At 27.1% G+C, this 21,648-nt stretch carries 22 protein-coding genes; 5 read left to right on the top strand and 17 right to left on the bottom strand.

Annotated features, from left to right (window positions below; genetic code table 11):
• Nucleotides 1-30: 30 nt before the first annotated feature.
• The 3 genes from BT997_RS06455 to BT997_RS06465 all read right to left on the bottom strand — a co-directional run bounded on the left by BT997_RS06455 (nt 31) and on the right by BT997_RS06465 (nt 2,694).
• The gene (locus tag BT997_RS06455) at nt 31-741 is read right to left on the bottom strand and encodes a sulfite exporter TauE/SafE family protein (protein WP_072680634.1); all 711 of its coding nucleotides are present in this window, start codon (nt 739-741) and stop codon (nt 31-33) included.
• On the bottom strand, nt 741-1,244 hold the full coding sequence (locus tag BT997_RS06460; RefSeq protein ID WP_072680635.1) for a hypothetical protein: 504 nt from the start codon (nt 1,242-1,244) through the stop codon (nt 741-743). Before BT997_RS06460 ends, BT997_RS06455 begins: the two co-directional genes overlap by 1 nt.
• 178 nt (nt 1,245-1,422) lie before the next feature.
• Entirely contained in the window at nt 1,423-2,694 is a 1,272-nt protein-coding gene (locus BT997_RS06465) for a diguanylate cyclase (RefSeq protein WP_072680636.1), read from the bottom strand.
• A 139-nt stretch (nt 2,695-2,833) separates the two neighbouring features.
• Between BT997_RS06465 and BT997_RS06470 the strand changes: the two genes are divergently transcribed.
• Nucleotides 2,834-3,457 carry an HAD family hydrolase gene (locus BT997_RS06470; protein WP_072680637.1) on the top strand — a complete coding sequence of 208 codons (624 nt, stop codon included), beginning with the start codon at nt 2,834-2,836 and terminating at the stop codon, nt 3,455-3,457.
• On the top strand, nt 3,458-3,625 hold the full coding sequence (locus BT997_RS15530) for a hypothetical protein (RefSeq protein WP_174247206.1): 168 nt from the start codon (nt 3,458-3,460) through the stop codon (nt 3,623-3,625).
• A gap of 1 nt (nt 3,626) precedes the next feature.
• On the opposite strand, the gene BT997_RS06475 is transcribed toward BT997_RS15530, so the two are convergent.
• The 10 genes from BT997_RS06475 to BT997_RS15535 form a co-directional block, all read right to left on the bottom strand.
• Nucleotides 3,627-4,394: an energy transducer TonB gene (locus tag BT997_RS06475; protein WP_072680638.1), complete on the bottom strand. Its 768-nt coding sequence runs from the start codon at nt 4,392-4,394 to the stop codon at nt 3,627-3,629.
• Nucleotides 4,391-4,768: a biopolymer transporter ExbD gene (locus BT997_RS06480; RefSeq protein WP_072680639.1), complete on the bottom strand. Its 378-nt coding sequence runs from the start codon at nt 4,766-4,768 to the stop codon at nt 4,391-4,393. Before BT997_RS06480 ends, BT997_RS06475 begins: the two co-directional genes overlap by 4 nt.
• Nucleotides 4,749-5,174 (bottom strand): TonB-system energizer ExbB, encoded by a 426-nt coding sequence (exbB, locus tag BT997_RS06485; protein WP_072680640.1) that lies wholly within the window; start codon nt 5,172-5,174, stop codon nt 4,749-4,751. The genes BT997_RS06480 and exbB overlap by 20 nt, the downstream gene beginning before the upstream one ends.
• Nucleotides 5,175-5,177: 3 nt before the next feature.
• On the bottom strand, nt 5,178-6,632 hold the full coding sequence (locus BT997_RS06490) for a 4Fe-4S binding protein (protein WP_072680641.1): 1,455 nt from the start codon (nt 6,630-6,632) through the stop codon (nt 5,178-5,180).
• Nucleotides 6,633-6,644: 12 nt separating this feature from the next.
• Nucleotides 6,645-8,741 (bottom strand): TonB-dependent receptor, encoded by a 2,097-nt coding sequence (locus BT997_RS06495; RefSeq protein ID WP_072680642.1) that lies wholly within the window; start codon nt 8,739-8,741, stop codon nt 6,645-6,647.
• Between the two features lie 122 nt (nt 8,742-8,863).
• Nucleotides 8,864-9,292 carry an NfeD family protein gene (locus tag BT997_RS06500; protein WP_072680643.1) on the bottom strand — a complete coding sequence of 143 codons (429 nt, stop codon included), beginning with the start codon at nt 9,290-9,292 and terminating at the stop codon, nt 8,864-8,866.
• Entirely contained in the window at nt 9,282-10,214 is a 933-nt protein-coding gene (locus BT997_RS06505; protein ID WP_072680644.1) for an SPFH domain-containing protein, read from the bottom strand. The genes BT997_RS06500 and BT997_RS06505 overlap by 11 nt, the downstream gene beginning before the upstream one ends.
• Nucleotides 10,215-10,278: 64 nt before the next feature.
• Nucleotides 10,279-11,136: a HAMP domain-containing sensor histidine kinase gene (locus tag BT997_RS06510; protein ID WP_072680645.1), complete on the bottom strand. Its 858-nt coding sequence runs from the start codon at nt 11,134-11,136 to the stop codon at nt 10,279-10,281.
• Nucleotides 11,126-11,785, bottom strand: coding sequence for a response regulator transcription factor (locus BT997_RS06515; RefSeq protein WP_072680646.1), 660 nt, complete (start codon nt 11,783-11,785; stop codon nt 11,126-11,128). The genes BT997_RS06510 and BT997_RS06515 overlap by 11 nt, the downstream gene beginning before the upstream one ends.
• A 121-nt stretch (nt 11,786-11,906) precedes the next feature.
• The gene (locus tag BT997_RS15535; RefSeq protein ID WP_072680647.1) at nt 11,907-14,429 is read right to left on the bottom strand and encodes a methyl-accepting chemotaxis protein; all 2,523 of its coding nucleotides are present in this window, start codon (nt 14,427-14,429) and stop codon (nt 11,907-11,909) included.
• A gap of 281 nt (nt 14,430-14,710) precedes the next feature.
• Here BT997_RS15535 and BT997_RS06525 point away from each other — a divergent pair, with 281 nt between their 5' ends.
• A complete protein-coding gene (locus tag BT997_RS06525) occupies nt 14,711-16,477 on the top strand; it encodes a Na/Pi cotransporter family protein (protein ID WP_072680648.1) in 1,767 nt (588 codons plus the stop codon).
• Nucleotides 16,464-16,694, top strand: a complete 231-nt coding sequence (locus BT997_RS06530; RefSeq protein WP_072680649.1) for a hypothetical protein — start codon at nt 16,464-16,466, stop codon at nt 16,692-16,694. Before BT997_RS06525 ends, BT997_RS06530 begins: the two co-directional genes overlap by 14 nt.
• A gap of 7 nt (nt 16,695-16,701) precedes the next feature.
• Here the strand turns inward: BT997_RS06530 and BT997_RS06535 are convergent, their stop codons facing one another.
• The 4 genes from BT997_RS06535 to pgeF all read right to left on the bottom strand — a co-directional run bounded on the left by BT997_RS06535 (nt 16,702) and on the right by pgeF (nt 20,140).
• The gene (locus BT997_RS06535; protein WP_072680650.1) at nt 16,702-17,166 is read right to left on the bottom strand and encodes a tRNA (cytidine(34)-2'-O)-methyltransferase; all 465 of its coding nucleotides are present in this window, start codon (nt 17,164-17,166) and stop codon (nt 16,702-16,704) included.
• A gap of 1 nt (nt 17,167) precedes the next feature.
• Nucleotides 17,168-18,001, bottom strand: coding sequence for a formyltetrahydrofolate deformylase (purU, locus tag BT997_RS06540; RefSeq protein WP_072680651.1), 834 nt, complete (start codon nt 17,999-18,001; stop codon nt 17,168-17,170).
• A 60-nt stretch (nt 18,002-18,061) separates the two neighbouring features.
• Nucleotides 18,062-19,318 carry a malic enzyme-like NAD(P)-binding protein gene (locus tag BT997_RS06545; protein WP_072680652.1) on the bottom strand — a complete coding sequence of 419 codons (1,257 nt, stop codon included), beginning with the start codon at nt 19,316-19,318 and terminating at the stop codon, nt 18,062-18,064.
• A 150-nt stretch (nt 19,319-19,468) separates the two neighbouring features.
• A complete protein-coding gene (gene pgeF / locus BT997_RS06550; protein ID WP_072680653.1) occupies nt 19,469-20,140 on the bottom strand; it encodes a peptidoglycan editing factor PgeF in 672 nt (223 codons plus the stop codon).
• 219 nt (nt 20,141-20,359) lie between these two features.
• Here pgeF and BT997_RS06555 point away from each other — a divergent pair, with 219 nt between their 5' ends.
• Nucleotides 20,360-21,604: a dicarboxylate/amino acid:cation symporter gene (locus tag BT997_RS06555; protein ID WP_258239438.1), complete on the top strand. Its 1,245-nt coding sequence runs from the start codon at nt 20,360-20,362 to the stop codon at nt 21,602-21,604.
• Nucleotides 21,605-21,648 lie beyond the last annotated feature (44 nt).

Here is a 21,648-nt window from a genome sequence, read left to right on the forward strand (position 1 = left end):
AATTTATTAAATTAATAATAGAAGTAGTAATTAAATATGACAGCTTAAAATAGATTTTGTAGGATCAGTTATATATTCATATCCATTATACATAATATAAATACCAAAAGCTATAACTAAAATAGAAGCAATATTTATAAATAAGTTTCTTATAGCAATTTGTTTAAATACACCTACAAAGAAACCCAAAGAGAACATAGCTGGAAGTGTACTTAATCCGAAAATCATCATAACAACAGCGCCCCAAAATGGACTACCTGTACTAGCAGCAGTAATTGCAAAAACATAAACAAACCCACAAGGAAGAAGTCCGTTTAACATACCAAGCAAATAAAAACTTGATAGAGTATCAGAACCGATTAAAGCTCTAAAAGTTTTTTGATAAATTGGAGTTTTAGAAACAGAGTGTTCTAAACTTGTAAGAAACTTTAGTTTTCCACTTAAAGATAATCCAACTAAAATCATCATACTTCCCGTAAATAAAAGCAAGATACCACTTGTCATATTATCAAAAGTAACAACGCCACCTACAAGACCAAATATAAATCCAAGTATTATATAAGTAGTTATTCGTCCAAAAGAGTATAACACATGAGACATTGATTGTTTAGACTTTGACCAGCCTGTATTTATTTTTGTACTTGAATAAGCAACAACAATTCCACCACACATCCCAATACAGTGACCAAAAGAGCCTAAAAAAGCAATGGATATAATTGTTAATACACTTATACTTTCCATTATTGACCTAAAAGTTTTTTTCTAATTAATGGATTAGTAAGATTTTCACCTCTATACATTTTTAAAAGCATTTCATCAAATGAAATCATATTTTGTTTTTTTTCTTTATATGCTCCAAAACCATATCCCATAGTTGTTGGATCAGTTTGACTATACCAAGCTTTTTTACCATCTATATACTCTTTTGTATCAACAGAATATACCCAAATAATAGCTTTATCTTTAAACTTAATATCTTTATACCATAAAGCTAAACATCCTGTATCATCAAAGAACCATGTTCTACCATCAGGAGCAACAACTTGTGCTGAGTGTTCTAGTTTAGTAATTGTCATACCACATTGTGTATCTTGAAAATGACTTAACTTAATATCTACAGGTTCATGAGTATGATTTCCATTATGAATAACAACCATTCTTTTTTCATTTGACATTGATACAAAAATTAATACAATAATAACAACTAAGACAATCACAGTAAATATGGGTAAAAGTTTTTTCATTTATAATCCTAAAAAAATAAGTAGTAATAATATATCAACATTGTTGATATATTGATAAAAATAAAAAAAGCTTCACTTAAAAAGTGAAGCTATATTAATTATTTTGTGAAAATCAAATCATATAAAAGAAGGAAATAGTTCAATTTTCTTGATGTATTAGTATTTTATACTAGCAGTGTTAATTTTTTGTTAAATCTTTTATTTTCACTTGGTTCCTACCATTATTTTTACAATAATATAAAGCGTCATCAGCAATTTTAAGCATCTTCTCTAAACTTTTATCTATCCCATAAAAAACACCTATAGAAACAGTATATATTAGCTTGGAATCATTAGCTTTTATTATATTCTTTTCAAAAGCCAATCTGATTTTTTCAAAAAGATTTTCTACATCTATAAGTTTTATATCTTCTATTAATATACAAAATTCTTCTCCTCCAAATCTTGCAATTAAATCTATTGACCTTAGATATTTATGTATAAGACTTCCTACTTCACAAATTGCAGTATCTCCTACTTCATGACCATAAGTATCATTTATATTTTTAAAATTATCAATATCTAACATTGCTAAAGCTAAATTTTTCTCTGCACGTATAGATTTTTTTAAAATTATATTACCACTTTCAAAAAAATATCTCCTATTATATAATCCTGTTAAGAAATCTTTATTCGCCATATCTTTTGTTTTATTAAATAAATCTATTAAATCTAAATTCGCATTTATTCTTGTTACAACTTCAGTTTCTAAATAAGGTTTATTAATAAAATCATTTGCACCTATTTTTAGAAACTCTGTTGCAATTTCAAGGGTAGTATTAGAACTTAATGCAATTATTCCTAATTCATCTTTATCATAAATTTCTCTTAGTCTAAAAGTTAATTCCATCCCATCCATTATAGGCATATGATAATCTGTTAAAACTAAAGAAAATGTTTTTTCACTATTTTTGATTATTTGTAATGCTTCTTTTCCATTAGCAGCCATTGTTACATTCAAATTCATTTTTTTCAAAAGCTTTTGGGCAATACTAATTTGAACCGAAGAATCATCAACTAATAATATATTTTTATTTCTATTTTTTATCTCTCTGTTAACTGAATTAACCACACTTTTAATACTTTTTTTCCCATCTTTTGCGATACAATCAATTACATATTCTTTTTCAAAAATGATTTTTTTTACTTTATCATTTAAAGTACCGCTTAATACAATAGTTTTAATAAATTTAGAGTCCGTTACTTCTAACATAGCACCATACTTTGAATCAGGCAAGTGCAAATCTACTACAGCTATAGCAATCTTATTCCCATACTCTACAATATATTTTAAGCCTTCTTTATAATTTTTAGCTGAAAGTATTTCAATATTATCTAGCTTATCAAGTAAATTTTCTGTCAATATAGAAAGAGTTGTTGTAGAATCATCAACTATAAGTATTTTATTCATATTATTTCACCTTATTAAATTAAATACTATCAATAACTTTATTAATACTGACTTTTATATTTTTATCTATTTTTTTCTTAACCTTAATTTTGCTTAGTAAATCTTATAATACGCAAACAAAATAGATGTAAGGAAATAAATGCGTTTAATTATGTTCGATATGGATGGTACACTCATTGATAGCGGAACTTCAATAACAAATACAGTTAACCATGTAAGAGAAAACTTAGGTTTTGAAAGAATGGAGAAAAATTATATTTTAGAGAAAGTTAATGACCCAGAGATAAATGCATCGGAATTTTTTTATGGTACTAAAAACTTTACAGAACAACAAAAAGTTCTTTTTGAAGAGCATTATAATGCTAACTGTCTAAGGGATTTAGAATTATATGAAGGTATACAAAAACTAATTGATGATTTAAAATCAGACTTTACACTTGCAGTTGCAACAAATGCTAATTCTACATTTGCGAGAAAAATGTTAAACCACGTAGGAATTGGTGAACATTTTAAAACAATTTTAGGATACGATTCCGTAACAAATGCCAAACCACATCCTGAAATGGTGTATAAGATTTTAGATACTCATAATATACAAAAAGAGAATGCTCAACTAATAGGTGATTCTCATAAAGATATTATTGCAGCTAATAAAGCAGGTGTTGATTCAGTACTAGTAAATTGGGGGTTTTCTGACCATAGTGAAGAAGCAATCGAAACAATAGAAGAATTAGAAAAAAAGATAAAAGATAAATTCTCTTAAATGTTTGAAAATATAAAAAAACTATTTAGAAAAGAGGAAACTTTTCCTTGTATAGTTTGGGATGGCAAAACTATGAGTTATCCACACTTAACACAAAAACAAATAGATGATATAAATACAAAACCTGAATATAAAGGTTGGATAGTAACTTTAAAAAAAGAACAATAACTTAAATTAATTTATATTCTATTGGCACTTTTATTGTGATATTTCTACTAACTTTTGGAAAAAAAATTGCTGCTTTATGAATTGCTTTTATTGTAGACTTTCTTAATAATCTATGTCCACTCAAAGCCTTAATATCAGTAATTTTTCCATCCTTAGATAAACTAAATTCAACTAAAACATCTCCTTGTATATTCATTTTTCTTGCTCTTTTTGAATACTTTACATTATTTTGAATATGTTTTTTTATCAACAAAAGATTCTTTTTTAAAAAATCTTTTTTATACGTGCTAGAACTAACTTTTACTACTTTTTCAAGAGGAATTATTGGCTCCTCTTTTACCATTTCTTGAATAACTTTTGGTTCTTCTTTTTTTAACTCTTCTATTTTTTTAAGCTTTTTTTCTACAACTTTCTTTGGAATTATTTTTTTTACGGGCTTCTTTTTTGCAATTTTTTTTATTTTCTTTTTCTTTTGAACTCTTTTCTTTACTATCTTTTTCTTTTGAACTCTTTTCTTTACTATCTTTTTAGTCTTAACCTTTTCTATAGACGGTGTCAGTTTAGGAAGTGGCTTAATTATTTTCTTTTCAACTACAGGAAGTTTTGGTTCTATTTTTTTCACCAATTCAATATGTTTTAGAGAAACACGTTTTTTTTCTACTCTTTTCTTAGTATTAATTTTTTGATTTGAATAAGCATAAAAAAATACTCCTATAACAATAGAGTATAAAATAGCAGTAATTATAAAAGAGCTAAGATATCTTGTCATTTTTTTGTAACTATTGCTATATTCTCAAAATCATTTGCTTTTAACAAATCTAAAATACTTACAAAAGTATCAATTTTTGCATTTTTGTCACTATTTATTAAAATAGCTGTCTTTTTATCTATAATTGAAATCTGTTGAATAAGTACTTCTATTGAAGTTTTTTCTTTTTCTAGATATACAGAGTTGTCACTTTTTATATAAATTGAAATATCTTTAATAATCTCAATCTCTTCTGAACTACTTGCACTTGGAAGAGAAATAGGTATTACTCCTTTAGCTATAAATGTTGATGTCATTAATACTATCGCTAGTAGTACCAATAACACATCAATAAAAGGTATTACATTGATTGAATCAAACTTCTTGATTTTCATAATTACTTTCCAAAATTTCTGCTGTTCTACTTAAAATATTATAAAAAACCATCGATACAATTGCTACAACTAAACCAACTGCTGTAGCTTTTAAAGCAAGAGCTAAAGAACTCATGATTTTTGTAGCTTCAATATCTCCCTCACTCATAGTCATAAATGTAAGCATAATTGCTAGTACTGTTCCAAGTAATCCTATATAAGGAGAATTTGAAGCAATAGTTCCTATAAAAGTTAAGTTTTTTGTAAGAGCAACATCTAGTTGCTTTTTATTTTTATATTTATTTACATCAATTTTTCTATAAAAAAATAGCCTTTCTATAAATAACATCACTGCAATAAAACTCATAAATACAAGTAATGCAATCACTCCATAATCAACTAAATTTTTAAGTAGTTCAATGTCCATTTTTTATCCTATTTTATAATTATTTCTATCTATCACAATATTCAAAGTACTATGATTAGCATGGTTATGTCCTCTTTTCATTGCACCATAAGTTTTAAATACATATCCTGTATAAAAATTTAATCCCATGTAAAATATGATTAGAGCTGAAGCAAAAGGAAATGCAAAAACTTTTAAGATAGGCTTACTATCAATAAGTTTAAATCTTTTTATCATAATAATAAATGCCCAAATATATGCAATATGATTAAATACTCTAAAAACATGGACCCAAGAATCTCTTCTTGTAGCAAGTGGTTCCATATATGCTACATCTAAATAAAATGCCTGAATAAAGGCATTTACGGTATTAGAAGCATAATGATAAAAGAAAAATTCACCCATATGAGATAATCCACCAACAATAAACAGTGGTGCAAAAGCAAAACCTAATGTATACATAGTTTTTTCATAAGTAACATTCATAATTTTTGAAGCAACAAACATTCCTACAACTGACAAAAACAGAACAATTGCAACAGAATAAAGAAAAGCAAATAACCCAATTGAATCAATAGGTCCAAAACTCATAAAACTTTCAAAAAATCTAGCTGTTCTAGTCCAAATAAACTCTTCAACTATTGCACTTCTTCCTAAAGAGTGGTGAAATCCCATAGTAATAGAAATAGCAGCTGTAATTAATATAAAAGCCCACACTTCTGATTTTTGAGCTTTAAATTTATTAAATAAAGAGAAAGAAGGTTTTTTTACTTTAAAGCTTACAGCCTCACAAGCAGAACTACAATCCATACATAAAGTACAATCACCCATTGAATTTTTTTTATCAAAAGTAAATGGCTTTAATGCATAAGGACAAGCAGTAGCACATTCAAATATTTTACACTCATTACATGCACTTTTATAAGTACCAAGCCAAGTAAATCCAACCTTTGAAAAAGCCCTTGTTAAAGCACTAATAGGACAAACAGATTTACAATATGCCATTTCATCATATAAAAGGTAAAATACTATTGCTAAAATAGTTAATACAGTAAAAACAATAGCCGTAGCCATTGGTGTTTTATAAATTCCAGGGAACATATAATAAACAAACCACCAACCAATAAATACTAACAATAAACCAATAAAAGGATTAGCCAAAGATTTTGGTATTTTCTTTTTTAATCCAATTTTTGTAATATACTTTCCAATAAATCCATGAGGACAGATTCCACAAAATACTCTACCTAAAGTTGATAAACTTAAAACCATAAAGAAAGGCCAAAACAGACCCCAAAAAAGTCCTGTTGTAAAAACATTTTCATTTGTTGGATTTAAAAAACCAAAAATCGTTGCATATAAAAATAGCAATAAAATTGCTATTTTTAATACTAAAAGAAACTTTTCATTTTTAAATAAAAATCCTAATATAGGCATTCCATAAATATCATTTTTATCTCTTTTGATAAAATCTACCATCTTATTTGCCTTCTAAAACTTATATGTGTAAGTAAACATAGCAGTTCTTGGAGCTGCTGCTTTATAAGTTACATCACCATCTAAATCTTTTTGTGCAGACATTGCATAATGTTTATCAAATACATTGTTTACATTTAACTGAAAATTATGATTTTTATGTTCATAACCAAGCATGATGTCTGTTACAAAATCATATCCACTATATTTTTCACTATTTGCATTATCCATATAATAGCTTCCCCAAGTTCTTCCTTGAACTCTTGATTTGAAACCTTTATATTTAAAGTTGGCATATATTGAATACTGATGTTTTGGAATATATGGTAAATAATTCCCACCTCTATCATAAGTTCCATCTTCCATAAACTCTTTAAATTTAAAATTACTATATGTATATGAAGCGCCAAGAGACAGATTTTGATTTAAATTATATTGACCGTTAAACTCAAATCCTCTTTTTCTTGTTTCTCCTGCATTTTGATAAAAAGTTGTATAGCCTTGTTTAGTTGCCGTAATTTCATCTTTTACATCATTTTGATAAATAGCAATATCATATGAATAATCTTTTGTTCTAGATTTTAATCCAATTTCATAATTAATACTCTTTGTTTTTTCTAAAGAACCTTTATCTTCTACCCTATTTGTTTTTAATTCATTATCTGTAGGTGCTTGATTGGCACTTGCAATTGAAGCATAAAAGTTTATAGAATCATTTAACTCATAAGAGAAACCAATCTTTGGAGAAACTAAAGTGTATGATTCAGTAATCTCATATTCACCATCACCAGTTTTATATGTTGGTCCACCAAATCCACTCCAGTTATACTCTAAAAGTTCATTACCATCAACATCAAATTTAACTTTATCAACTCTTAGAGATAAATCAACAAGCATTTTTTCTAAAGGACGAAAACTCTCTTGTGCATAAATACCATATAATGTCGCTTTAGAATCTTCAATATTTGCTAAATCACCTTTTTCATCAGATAGTGTTTCAGAAATAGATGTTCTTCCCATACCTACGGTATTAAAATCTGCATAAGTATATTTTTTAGAATCATTAGTTCTATCTTGTTTTGCGGTAATTCCTGCAACTAAAATTGCATCATTTGAAAAAAGTTTATGGTCATAATTTAATTCTAAATCAGTACCAAATACTTTATTATCTTGACTATCATTAATCATTGCCGTTACAGGATGAAAATGTTCCCAAGTATTAAAATAAACTCTTGGTTTATATGTTATATTACCAACTGTCTTTTCATACTTTGCATTTAAAAATAAAATTTTTGAATTTCTCGCATTATTTTGCCAAGAAGAACTTGTATCACCTTGCTTTCCTGATTCTCTAAATTCTTTAAACTCAGTATCTGTCATAGAAGCTGGAAGTTGCATATCAGACTTTGTATATGAAAGTTCACTTCCAAAAGTCGATTCATCTTCAAAAATATGACCATATTTTAAACTTGTTTGAATAGAAGATATATCATTATTCTTACGCCAGCTGTTATCATTTCTTGTTGTACTTGCATTTAAAGAAAGATAATTTGCATCATCAAGAGCTTGTGTAAATCTAAAATTTGATTGTCTACTACCATAAGTACCAACTCCAAATTTGATTCTATTTTCACTATCATCAAAAACTGATTTTGTAATAAGTTGAATTACCCCACCTGTACTATTTACAGCTTGAATAGAACCGGGACCCTTTTGTACTTCGATTGACTCAACATCTTGCATATCAATAAAATCAAATCTTGTAAAAGAATCAGGGTCTGTCATAGGAACACCATCTTTTATAATCATAATTTCACGTACACCATAACGTGCTTTTAACCCTGCCCCCCTAATTATTAATCTAGGGCTTGAACTATTTGTAGAACTTTCTACATTTACACCAGGAACTGTATTTATAGCTTCAGAAATATTTATAATATTTTTATCTTCAATTTCTCTTTTATCAACAACAGCAATACTTTCTGTAACCTCTTTTGTAGCTCTTTGTACTTTTGTTGCAGTAACTGACATCTTATCAATTTCTATAACATCATTTGCAGCTAATGTAGAACACAAAACAAGTGATGCAAAAATAGAAAATCTTAACTTCATTTCTTATCCTTAAATTTTTATAAGGATTTTAATCTACTTTTGTTAATTAATAATTAATTAATTGTTAATTTTGTGTTAACTTGAGAGAAAATTAAAGTAGCCATTTTTGACTACTTTAATTTTTATTTTTTTTCTATTTTTGCAGAATTTTTGTAAGTTTTTATTACTGTTACTTTTTCGTTTTCTTCAAATTCATTATTGTTCAAAGAAGAATCAATTTCCCAATAAGTACCTTTGAAAAAAACTTTTGAGTTTTTGATTTCACCAATTCCCCCCTCTTCTAAAAAATTATCAGTAATATTTTCATCAGAAGATAAGAACTTTTCTAAAACTTTTTTTCTTAAAAGCACAATAAATACCAAAGATATAATTGCAACAGCTCCTAATTGCCAAATACCATCAGAAAACTCATATCCCATACTTATTAGTGCAACAATTAAAAAACCTAAGCCAAACCATATTAAAATAAAAGAGGTAATAATAGCTTCAAGACCTATTAATACAACCCCTATTCCAAGTAATAAATATGGATCAATTATATCAAGAAGCATTGTTTGTACTTTCGTTACTTACACCTTTGAAAAATGCATCTCCTAAGACACTTGTGCTTCCAATCATTTGAGTTACATCATAAGGTAAAATCATTTTATCATTTGATTCGCTTTCCGCCAGTGCTTTAAATGCGGCAACTCTATCTTTTGCAAGTAAGAATTCTGCAGCTTTTGGAGTTTGTGCCATAGATTCATTGATAAGATTCATAGCCTCTTTTTGACCTGCTGCAATTTGTTCTTGTTCATATCTTTTTGCATCTGCCATTCTTTCAATTGCTTCAGCTTTTAATACTTCTTCTTGTTTATATGCTTCAGCACTTCTAATTACAGCTTCTTTATCAGCTCTTGCTTTTGTTTCAATAGCTCTTTTTTCTCTTTCTGCTTCCATTTGCATATTCATAGCTCTTTCAATCTCAGCAGGAACTGAAATATCAGAAATTTCTACTCTTGTAACTTTTATACCCCAGTTAGAAGCTGCACTACCAAGTTCAGTTTGAAGTTTTGCATTTAATGATTCTCTATTTGATAAAGTATCATCTAAATCCATTCCTCCAATTTCAGATCTTAAAGTTGTCATTGCTAAATTTGCAATTGCATTTTTAAAGTTAACTACATTATATGTAGCTTCTCTTGCATCATCAACTTTACAAAAAACAATCCCATCAATTGAAATATTTACATTATCTTTAGTAATAACTGATTGTTTCTCTATATCTACAAGCTGTTCTCTTGAAGTTAATATACTTCTAACAGAATCTACAATTGGAATAATTACATGAAATCCACCATGAAGTACAGTATTAAATTTTCCTAGTCTCTCAATTACAAATAAATCTGATTGGGGAACTATCCTTACACCTTTAGCAATAATAATTATCGCAAAAATAACAATTGCAATAGGCAATATCAGTGTTGTATCCATAAATATATCCTTTTTATAATTTATGAGATTATATCTAAACCTTGATTACAATATCGCTTCTAAATTATCTATTAGCAATAATATTTTTCAGATTTAAAATAAACTTATTTCCATTTGAACTTGGTTCAATCTTTATTCCAATTTTACTTTTATCGCAAAACTCTTTTACTATTTTTAAACCTAATCCAAAACCATTTTTTGAAGAATCTTCTTGAAAGTATTCATCAAAAATTATAAATAGATTTTTTGTATCTATCTCTTTTCCTGTGTTAAAAATTGTTAATACATTATCTTCAAATTTTATTTTTATAAAACCATTCTCTTTTATATTATACTTTAAAGCATTTGATATAAGGTTATCAACCATTTTCTCAAAGCCATTTATATCAGTAAGCAGTTGTATATTTTCAATTTCAACGTCTATTTTAATATCTCTTTTTATATCTTCAAATTTCTCTATACTTTTTAAAATCAGCTCTTTCAAATCAAAACTTGTAACATCAACACGATCTATCTCTTTTTTAATTTGATATTCCATATTCTCATAAAGTTTTAAAAGTTCATTGGATGCTAGTTTTATACGATTTAATCTTTTTAATTCTTTTTCATCTGTTAGTTTTTTTTCTAACATTTGAGTATTAAGTTTTATTGTAGATATTGGAATATTCAATTCATGTAGTGTTTCTTTTACTGTCTTTTGTAAATTTTCATCACTTTTAAAAAGTGGTTCAAAAATTGTTTTACTAAGCCCTAAATATAGAACAAGTCCAAAAACAAGTATTGCAATAGTAATAGGAACAAAAGTATCTTTATTAAACCCAAAAAGATTAGTTACATAATAATTTAAAAGTAAAGACAATAATAAAACAAAAACAATGATTATTGAATTTGTTATTATAAAATTCTTTTTTTTATAATTCAATTTTGTACCCAACACCTTTGATATTTTTTATTTTCTCTTTCCCAATAAGCTTTTTTAGATTATTAATATAAACTCGAATAGAACCTTCACTATACTCTTCAGAAAAATTCCATAACTTATCTATAATCATCTCTTTTGTAATTATAGTATCTTTTTTTTCTATAAAAAGCTCTAGTAAATCTATAATTTTATTTGCAATATACAAATCTTCGCCATTTTTTAGAACTCTTCTAGTTTCAGGATTAAAACTAAGTTCATCATTGACTTTTATTTCTGTAAATGACTTTCCACTTCTTTTCAATAAAGATTGTATCCGTAAAAGAAGTTCATCTAAGTCAACAGGCTTTTTTAAATAATCATCACAACCAGTTAAAAAACCCTTTGTTAACATATCTTTGTCTTTATAAGAAGTTAAATAAATAGTTGCAGTATCATCGTTTTTCTTTCTTAACTCTTTTAATAAATCTATTCCATTAATCAAAGGAACATTTATATCAAAAAGATACAAATCATAACTATTTTCATAACATAGCTCGATTACTCTTTCACCATTCTTTGCCGTTTGGACAATAAAACCTTCATCACTTAAAAAGTCTTCTAATGTTTCTAAAAAAAGCTCATCGTCTTCTAATACTAAAATTTTATACAATAATTCCCCTACTTCACACACTTTAAAAATATAATTATATTAATTTTATGGTTAAAAAGTTGTTTTATTAATTGTATAACTTTAGAGTTAATTTACAGTTAAATTAACTCTAATTATCTAATTAAAAACTTTCCCACTCATCAGGAACAGTTCTATCTTCATAAACTTCTTTTTTTGTCATTTTTATATTTTCTTTTTTAAGCTGTTTTTTTTCTATACTATTAGCAGGCTTTTTTATTTGTTCTTTTTTAGAAGAAACTAAATTATCACCTTTCCCTTTTGAATACTTAATATCATCTTTGCCAATAAATTCTTTTTCATCAACATTATTAACTATCTCTTTTGAAATATTTGACGTTTCCATTGCTATTTCATATGTATCATTTGCAGCACTTGCAATTTGTTGAGTTTGTTGATCTTGCGCTGTTACTGCATCGTTTATCTGTTCTATCCCTGATTTTTGTTCTCTTGATGCCATTTCAACGTCATTGATTAATTCAATTGTTTTATTGATATTTTCATTTAATGATTTATAACCATGAATCATTTTATCAGATATTTGTTTTCCTTCTGATGTCTTTAGATTTGCATTTTCTACTAAACTTTTAATCTCCTTAGCTGCTTCCGCACTTCTACTTGCAAGGTTTCTTACTTCTTGTGCTACAACTGCAAAACCTTTTCCAGCTTCACCTGCTGTTGCTGCTTCTACTGCTGCATTTAAAGAAAGAATATTTGTTTGGAATGCAATTTGGTCAATAACACCAATCGCATCATTAATAGCTGTAACTTGTTCATTTATTTCATCCATAGACTTTGTAGTTTGATTTGCTAGTCTATTTCCTTCTTCAACAGAAGATACAACACTATTAGCAAACTGAGCCATTTCTGTTACATTGTCTGTATTACTTATTATAGTACCCGTAATCTCTTCTAATGCGGCTGCTGTTTCTTCCAAAGAAGCTGCTGCTTCTGTAGAAGCACCATTTAAAACATTTACATTTTCTAAAAGTATATGAGAAGAAGAATCTAAAGTCACTCCAACTTTTTTATTTTCAACTAACATTGAGCTTATAGAATCTCCAAGACTATTTACTCCATTTGCTAAATCAAGAAGCTGATTTTTCACCTTTGAGTTATCTACTTTATTCATATAATTATAATTTGAATACTGTTCTAATATATCCAATACATTTTCAATGTTATTCTCCATTTGAGTTCCCATTGAATCTAATACTTTTTTTAACTCCATTAAAGCTGGATTATCAACATTTGCATGAATTCTTTGACATAAATCACCTTGTTCAAACTCTGATAAAACGGTAATCGTTTCATCGATAAACTGTCTATCTTCTTCAACTCCAGTTTTAGTAATAGCAATATTTTCATTTACTACTTTTGACATTTTTCCTAATTCGTCTTTTGAAGAATCATCTAATAAAGTTACATCACTTGCTTCTCTATTTAGATATTTAAAGAAATTTAATAAACCTTCTTGGAAATTATCCAACGGTTCTAAAATTGTCTTTTTAGCTATAAATATAGATATTAATAATAAAACTACTAAAGTTCCTACCGCCCATAAAATAATGCTAACTATGAAACTATCAATATCTTCATTGGTTCTTTCAATCATAATATTTACGTTGTCTTCAATCTCATCAACATATGCTCCTGTACCAATAATCCAATTCCATTCGTTAAACTTTTGAATATAAGAGAACTTAGGTTGAGGAGCATCTTTCCCTGGTTTTTTCCAAGAATATCTTACTAATCCATTTCCTTTTTTGTTACCAATATCAGTCATCTCTTTAAAAAAATGTACACCATTTATATCTTTTAAACTTGCTAAATTTTTACCATTTAAAGTTTTATCGAGTGGATGCATAACCATATTAGATTTACCATCTTGAATCCAAAAATAACCATCTTTCCCATACCGCATTTTTGAAATTGCAGTTAAAGCATCTTTTTGCATTGAAGAGGTAACATCATCAATATATGCACCTGTTCCAACAATCCAATTAAATGGCTTAAAAACTCTAACAATAGAAGATTTAAATACTGTTTTTTGTGTATTTGGTTTTAAAAAAGAGTATTCGATAAATGCTCTATCTTTACCTGATTCATTTAATTTATCAACACCTTGTTTTATAAATCCTAAAGAAGGATTATCTTTATAATTTTGACCATCTAACTCTTTTTTTATTGGATGCATAATAGTTGTATAATTAAAATCATTTATCCAAAAATATCCAGAGTCTCCATATCTTGTAGAAGATATTAAAAATTTAATTCTATTTTCTAACTCTTCTTTTGATAATAAATCTTTATTTTTTTCATACTCTTTATTAATAATTGAAAAAAGAAAATCAGATTGTTCCTGTATATAACTTTCTACTTCTAATTTTATTTTATCTTTTGCTGTTCTTGCATGATAAGCTTCAACCATTTTATATGCAAGAGAAACATAATTTTTAAGTTCTAACTCTTTATTTTTATATGCTTCGACCTTATAGGCTTCAATTTTTTCATTTGATGTCTTTTTCATTGAATAAATTGATTGAAAAGATAAGACAAATGAGATAATAGTAATTGCTAAAAAAACAATTAATTGTAATTTTACTTTTATCGATAAATTCTTCATAAAAATTTCCTTAAAATAATTTTAATTTATCCCATAGGATAAATTTATTTATCTTACATAAAGAAATATTAATTCTACTTTAAAGTAAATAACGTAATAGTAACATAAAAATAATCAATTAATTGTAATAAATATTATCTAAATTTCCCTATAAATCGGGACATTTCTTTTATATATTATTCTTTAAAAGAAATAATAAAGAACAAAATATAAGCTAATTTAAGAATAAAAAATCTAAAATATGTAGTAAAATAGATTAAATTTATATAAGGTAAAAGATTATGGCTAAAAAAATATTAATTATATTATTATTAATTATTACTGCTTTTTATGTTATTTCCCAAGAAAATATAAAAATTATTCTTTCAGGAATTGCTATTTTTTTAATTGGTATGCATTTTATGGAAGATGGATTTAAACTATTTTCAGGAGGAACTCTTGAAACCGTACTTGAAAAATTTACAAAAAACTTATATACATCAGTTTTCACAGGTTTTTTAACAACCTCTATAGTACAAAGTTCTTCTCTAATTTCAGTAATTGTCATATCTTTTTTATCAGTTGAACTAATATCCTTAACTCAAGGTATGGCAATAGTTTTTGGAGCAAACCTTGGAAGTACAACTACAGCGTGGATTGTATCTGCTTTAGGGTTAAAAATTAAGATTTCTGTATATGCAATGCCTATGATAATATTTGGTGTAATATTTAGGTTTTCTAAAAATAATACTTATGTAGGATTAGGAAATATATTACTTGGACTTGGATTTATTTTTTTAGGTATCTCATATATGAAAGAAGGCTTTGACACATTAAGAAGCGCAATAGACCTTGCTTCATATTCAATTGGTGGAGTTCCAGGGATATTACTTTATATATTAATTGGAGCAATTGCAACAGTAGTAATCCAATCAAGTAGTGCAACTATGGCTATTATAATCACTGCACTAGCGGGAGGTAATATATTATATGTTGATGCCTTAGCCTTAGCAATTGGAGCAAATGTAGGAACAACAGTTACAGCAGTCATAGGTTCTCTTTCTTCAAATCAAAATGGTAAAAGGCTCGCCTTTGGACATTTTGTATTCAATATTATTACAGGGTTAATTGCAGTATTATTAATATATGTTCTTCAAGATTTAGTAGATGTATTAGCTCCATACTTTGGAATTAGAGATGATAATTATACTATGAAACTAGCATTATTCCATACAATATTTAACCTTTTAGGAATTGTTATACTTTTCCCATTTATAGGATTGATTGTAAAAATGTCTAAAAAATTCATTACAACTAAGATAAAAAAAGCATCAAAACCTAAGTATTTAGACAAAGCAAATATAAAAATTCCATACAATGCAATGGTATCAATTCAAAAAGAAATTATACATCTTTATGATAATGCACAAAAAGCTATTCTTCATGCACTTTCTATTCATACAAGTGAATTAAAGACAAGTAAAGATATTAAAAAAATAATTTCTAAACCTGTTACAAAGATTGATACAGATTTAAATGATATTTATCAGAATGATTTGAAAAATTTATATAGTGAGATTATTGAATTTACACTAATCTCACAACAAAATATGAATATTGAACAAACTAAATATATATCACAATTAAAAATAGCTTCAAATATTATTGTTAAAATATTAAAAGATACACGTGATATACAAAAAAATATGGATTTTTATTTAGAGAGTAAAAATGAAGCAATTAAAAATGAATATCTTTTAATAAAAGAAGAACTTACAACCTTTATATTTGAAATTAACCAATTAAAAGACATAGAACATGATGAGATTGAAATTTCAACATTAATACAAGTTGATAAAGATAGATTACAAAACTTAGATATAATAAATAGTGGTAGAATTGATGAATTAATTAGAAAAGAAAAAATTACTTCAAAAATGGCTACATCGTTGATTAATGACTCAGCAAATGCATATAATATATGTAAAAATCTTTTAAGAATAGGTAACATTTTATTTATTAGAGATGAAAAACTTAGACTACTAGGAGAAGTTGATGAAGTTAAATAAACTAATTACAAGTTTTGAGAACTTTTTTTCTTTAGGAAAAAAAGAAAGAAAAAAAAATGGTAATGAAATTGATGAATTAATGGAAAAACTATTTGAAAAAAGAAAAAGTTTTCAAAAAAAATTCAAATATGCAAAAGAAAAAGATAAAAAAGAGTATGAAAAAAAATTAAAAGCAGTAAGAAAACTTATCAAAAAAGCTAAAAAGAATTTATACTAGTTAAAAACTATTTAAACTCTTTATAGTTTTGACGTAAAGCCTCATAAGCTATTATTGATACAGAGTTTGCAATATTTAAACTTCTAGCATCATTTGTCATAGGAATTGTTATACAACCCTTTTCATTTTTAGCTAATAAATCTTCTGGAAGTCCAGCATCTTCCCTTCCAAAATATAAAAAATCCCCTACTTCATATTGGGCATCAAAATATACTTGTTCTGTTTTTGTTGTAGCAAAAAAATGTCTGTTTGAAAAAGGATTTTTTGACCAGAAATCTTCAATATTTTCATATTCTCTAACATCTAAGTCATACCAATAATCAAGTCCTGCACGTTTAACTTCTTTTTCTGTAATTTCACCAAAACCATAAGGCTTTATAAGATGAAGAGTACAATTCATAGCAAAAGCTAATCTACCTATTGTTCCAACATTTCCTGGGATTCTTGGTTCTAATAAAACTATATTAAACATATTATAAAATTACTGTTTTATTATCATATACAAATACTTTATCATCTAAAAGTAATTGTAAAGCATTTGAAAGTACAACTTTTTCTACGTTTCGCCCTGATCTTCTCATATCTTGCCAAGTAAAACTATGATCAACTCTAACAACACCTTGATCAATAATTGGACCTTCATCTAAATCATTTGTAACATAGTGAGCAGTAGCTCCAATAATTTTTACACCCCTATGATGTGCCTGTTTATATGGATTTGCTCCAATAAATGATGGTAAAAATGAATGATGAATATTTAATACTTTTTGAGGATAGGTTTCTACAAATTTAGGAGTTAAAATTCTCATATATTTTGCTAATACAATTAATTCTGGTTCATACTCATTGATTTGTTCAATAATAAGATTTTCATGAGCTTCACGTTCCATATCATCAGCACTAATACAATGAAATGGAATATTAAAACTCTCTACTAAATCTCTCAAATAATCATGATTTGCAATAACAGCTTTGATATTTGCATTTAATTCACCATCAATATATCTAATTAATAAATCACCTAAAACATGAGACTCTTTAGTTGCTAATATTACAATATCTTTTTTTGCTTTTGGTGTTAATTTAATAGTTGAATCAGCAGGTAAAACTTCTGTAAGTTCTTTTAAAAGTATATTACTATTTACTTCTCCAGAAATAACAGTTCTCATAAAAAACTTATTAGATTCTTTTTCAACATATTCTGCATTTTTTTCAATATTTAAGTTATTTGCAAAAAGTACTTTTGAGATATTATAAACAAGTCCTTTTGCATCGATTGTATCAATTAGAAGTATATATTCTTTCATTTTAGCTTTTAATCCTAGGTATTATTTCATTTAAGGATGAAATAATACCATTAATTAGATTTAAATCATTTTAGATAACTGCTCTTTATAAGCTTCAATATCAAAATCTTTTTTTCTAGCTACTCCAGAATCAACTGCAGCTTGAGCAACTGCACTTGAAACTTCTACAATAAGTCTCTTGTCAAAAGCAGTAGGAATAATATATTTTTTAGAATATGATAAATCTCCAAAAATATCTTTTACATTTTGAGGAACAGGCTTTTTAGCTAATTCAGCAATTGCATATGCTGCTGCTTTTTTCATTTGCATATTGATTTTTTTAGCTTGTACATCTAGTGCACCTCTAAAAATAAATGGGAAACCAATTACATTATTTACTTGATTAGGGAAATCACTTCTTCCTGTACCAACAATAGCTTTATCTCTAATAGCTAGGATTTCCTCAGGGAAAAGCTCTGGTGTAGGGTTTGATAATGCAAATACAATTGGTTCATTTGCCATAACAGCAATATGTTTTTGAGTAAATGTTCCAGGTCTTGAAAGTCCTAATACAACATCAGCATCTCTAAAGGCATCTAATTTAGTCATAGCTTCAGGAATAGAAAACTCTTTTTTAAATTTATTTAAGTCATCTCTCTGGTCATGAATAACACCTTTTGAGTCACACATAATAATATTTTTAACTCCAACAGATTTATACATTCTTGAACAAGAAATAGCAGCAGCTCCAGCACCAACAACTACAACTTTTAAATCTTCTAAATTTTTCTTAATAATATCACAAGCATTGATAAGTCCTGCAGTTGTAATAATAGCCGTCCCATGTTGGTCATCATGCATAACAGGAATATCTAACTCTTCAATAAGTCTTCTCTCTATTTCAAAACAAGCAGGAGAACCAATATCTTCTAAGTTGATTCCTCCAAAAGTAGGTGCAATTGCTTTACAAACATCTATAAATCTTCCAGCATCTTCTTCATCAATTTCAATATCAAAAGAATCAATAGCAGAGAACTTTTTAAATAGTACAGATTTACCTTCCATAACTGGTTTGGCAGCTAACGCTCCAATGTTTCCTAAACCAAGTACAGCTGTACCATTTGTAATAACTGCTACAAGATTTCTTTTTGCAGTATATTTAAATGCATTTTCTGGATTTTCTTCAATTTCTAAACAAGGATGTGCAACACCTGGTGTATATGCAAGAGATAAATCTCTTTGTGTATTTAATTCTGTAGTTGTTTGAATTCCTAATTTTCCTGGTGTAGGAAATTCATGATAATTTAATGCTTCTTCTTTTGTTACCGTTGTACTCATTTACTAACCTTCTTTCACTCAAAATTTGTGAAATTGTAACTAATCGAAACTTAAAAAAAGAAAAAAAATGATAATTAGAGCTTATAATGTTTAAATTAAGTTTAAGATACATAATTTTTACATGAGATTTACATAACTTTTACATAATTACTATAACACCGATATTAGACCAGCAAAACGACCACAATTTTTGTCCTTTCTAAATGAAAAATAAGGCTCATTTGAGCATTTTGTACATGTATTATAAATACTTATATTTGAAATTCCTTGTTCATTTAAAAGCATTTTATTTATACCTTGTAAATCAATTAATCTTCCATCAACAAACTCTTCTCCAAAAGACTCTTTTACTATATTTGCTAATTCTAAATTAACTTCATAACAACACTTTTGAATAGAAGGGCCAAGTATTACTTCTATATCTTTTACATTACAATCAAACTCTTCTATCATCTTTTGTACTGTAATTTCTGCTATTCTTTGAAAAGTTGAATTTCTACCTGCATGAACTGCTGCAACAACACCTTTTATCTTATCCATATATAAAATTGGAATACAATCTGCAACCATAACCATAAGAGTTAGATTTTTTTCATTTGTAATAATTCCATCACAACTATCTATTAATCTAGGCGAATCTTTTGTTATTATTTCTACATTATTACCATGGACTTGATTCATATAAATTAAGTTTTCTAAATCAAAATTATATTTTGTAGCTAATTCTTTTCTATTTTTATCTACATTTTCTTTTGTATCTGGTACATGATATGCAAGATTGCCATCTGTTGTTGTTGTAAAAGTATAAAACATTTTTTTCATAATTAATCCAATTGCTTGATAAACTATTTTACTATTTAAAGATTAAACTTGCATATTTTATTGAAGAAATTCAATTGTCTACATATTAATTACATAACTTGTACATCATTTATACATAATCAATTAATAAGTCTAATTTTTACTAATTTAGTCCTAAAAAGTCACTTTTAGTTCATTTTACTACCTTAGTATTTTTATACATGACTTAAGGAGTTAATGATGACAATGTGGAAAAAAATGCCTCTATGGCAAAAAATTCTTGGAGCTTTAGTTCTAGGATTACTTACGGGAATTGTTTTTGGAGAAAGTGCACAAGTACTAAAACCAATAGGTAGTTTATTTATCAATCTAATCAAGATGTTAATTATGCCATTAGTATTTGTAACACTTGTAACAGGTATTATTTCAATGGAAGATTTAACAAAAATGAAAAGAATTGGATTAAAGACATTTGGTATTTATTTAATAACCACTGCTATTGCCATAACAATTGGTCTAGTTGTTGGTGCAGTTTTAGAGCCAGGAGTAGGAGTTTCACTTGAAACAAATAATGTAATTACAGCAAAAGAATCTCCATCTTTGATAAATACATTATTAAATATAGTTACTAAAAATCCTTTTGCAAGTTTTTCTCAAGGAAATGTACTACAAGTAATTTTCTTTGCCATTATATTAGGTGTTTCAATAAACTTAACAGGAGAAAAAGGTGAACCTGCAAAGAAATTCTTTATCTCAATTTCTGAAGCAATGTACAAAATGACTGAAATTGTGATGTCTTATGCACCATTTGGGGTATTTGGTTTAATGGCATGGGTTTCAGCATCATATGGTTCTGATGTACTATTAAGTTTAGGACAAGTTATATTTGGAGTATATTTAGCTGCAATTATTCATATATTGATTACTTTTGCAGGGGGTATAAGCTTAATTGGGAAACTAAATCCTCTTAAATTTTTTAAGGGAATTATTACAGCACAAACTGTTGCTTTTACTAGTACAAGTAGTTCAGGAACATTACCTATTACAACACAAAATACAACAAAAAACTTAGGGGTTTCAAAACCTATTGCAAGTTTTGTATTACCACTTGGAGCTACAATTAATATGGATGGTACAGCACTTTATCAAGGTGTTTGTGCAATGTTCGTTGCTCAAGCATTTGGTATATCTTTAGGAATGGACCAATTTATGATGATTATCTTAACTTCTACCCTTGCATCAATCGGTACAGCAGGAGTACCTGGAGCTGGATTAATCATGCTAACTCTAGTTTTAACATCTGTTGGATTACCTATTGAAGGAGTTGCACTTATCGCTGGTATTGATAGAATTTTAGATATGGCAAGAACTACAGTAAATGTAACTGGTGATGCTATGACTTCATTACTAATTGCAAAAAGTGAAGATGAATTTAATGAAAATATTTACAATGGAAAAGAAAAATATGAAGAAGTAGCTATTTAAAATAGCCTTTTTTAATTACTATAAAGAGGTATTGTCTCTTTATA

Origin of the sequence: Arcobacter sp. LA11 (assembly GCF_001895145.1) — a bacterium.
Lineage (GTDB): Bacteria > Campylobacterota > Campylobacteria > Campylobacterales > Arcobacteraceae > Halarcobacter.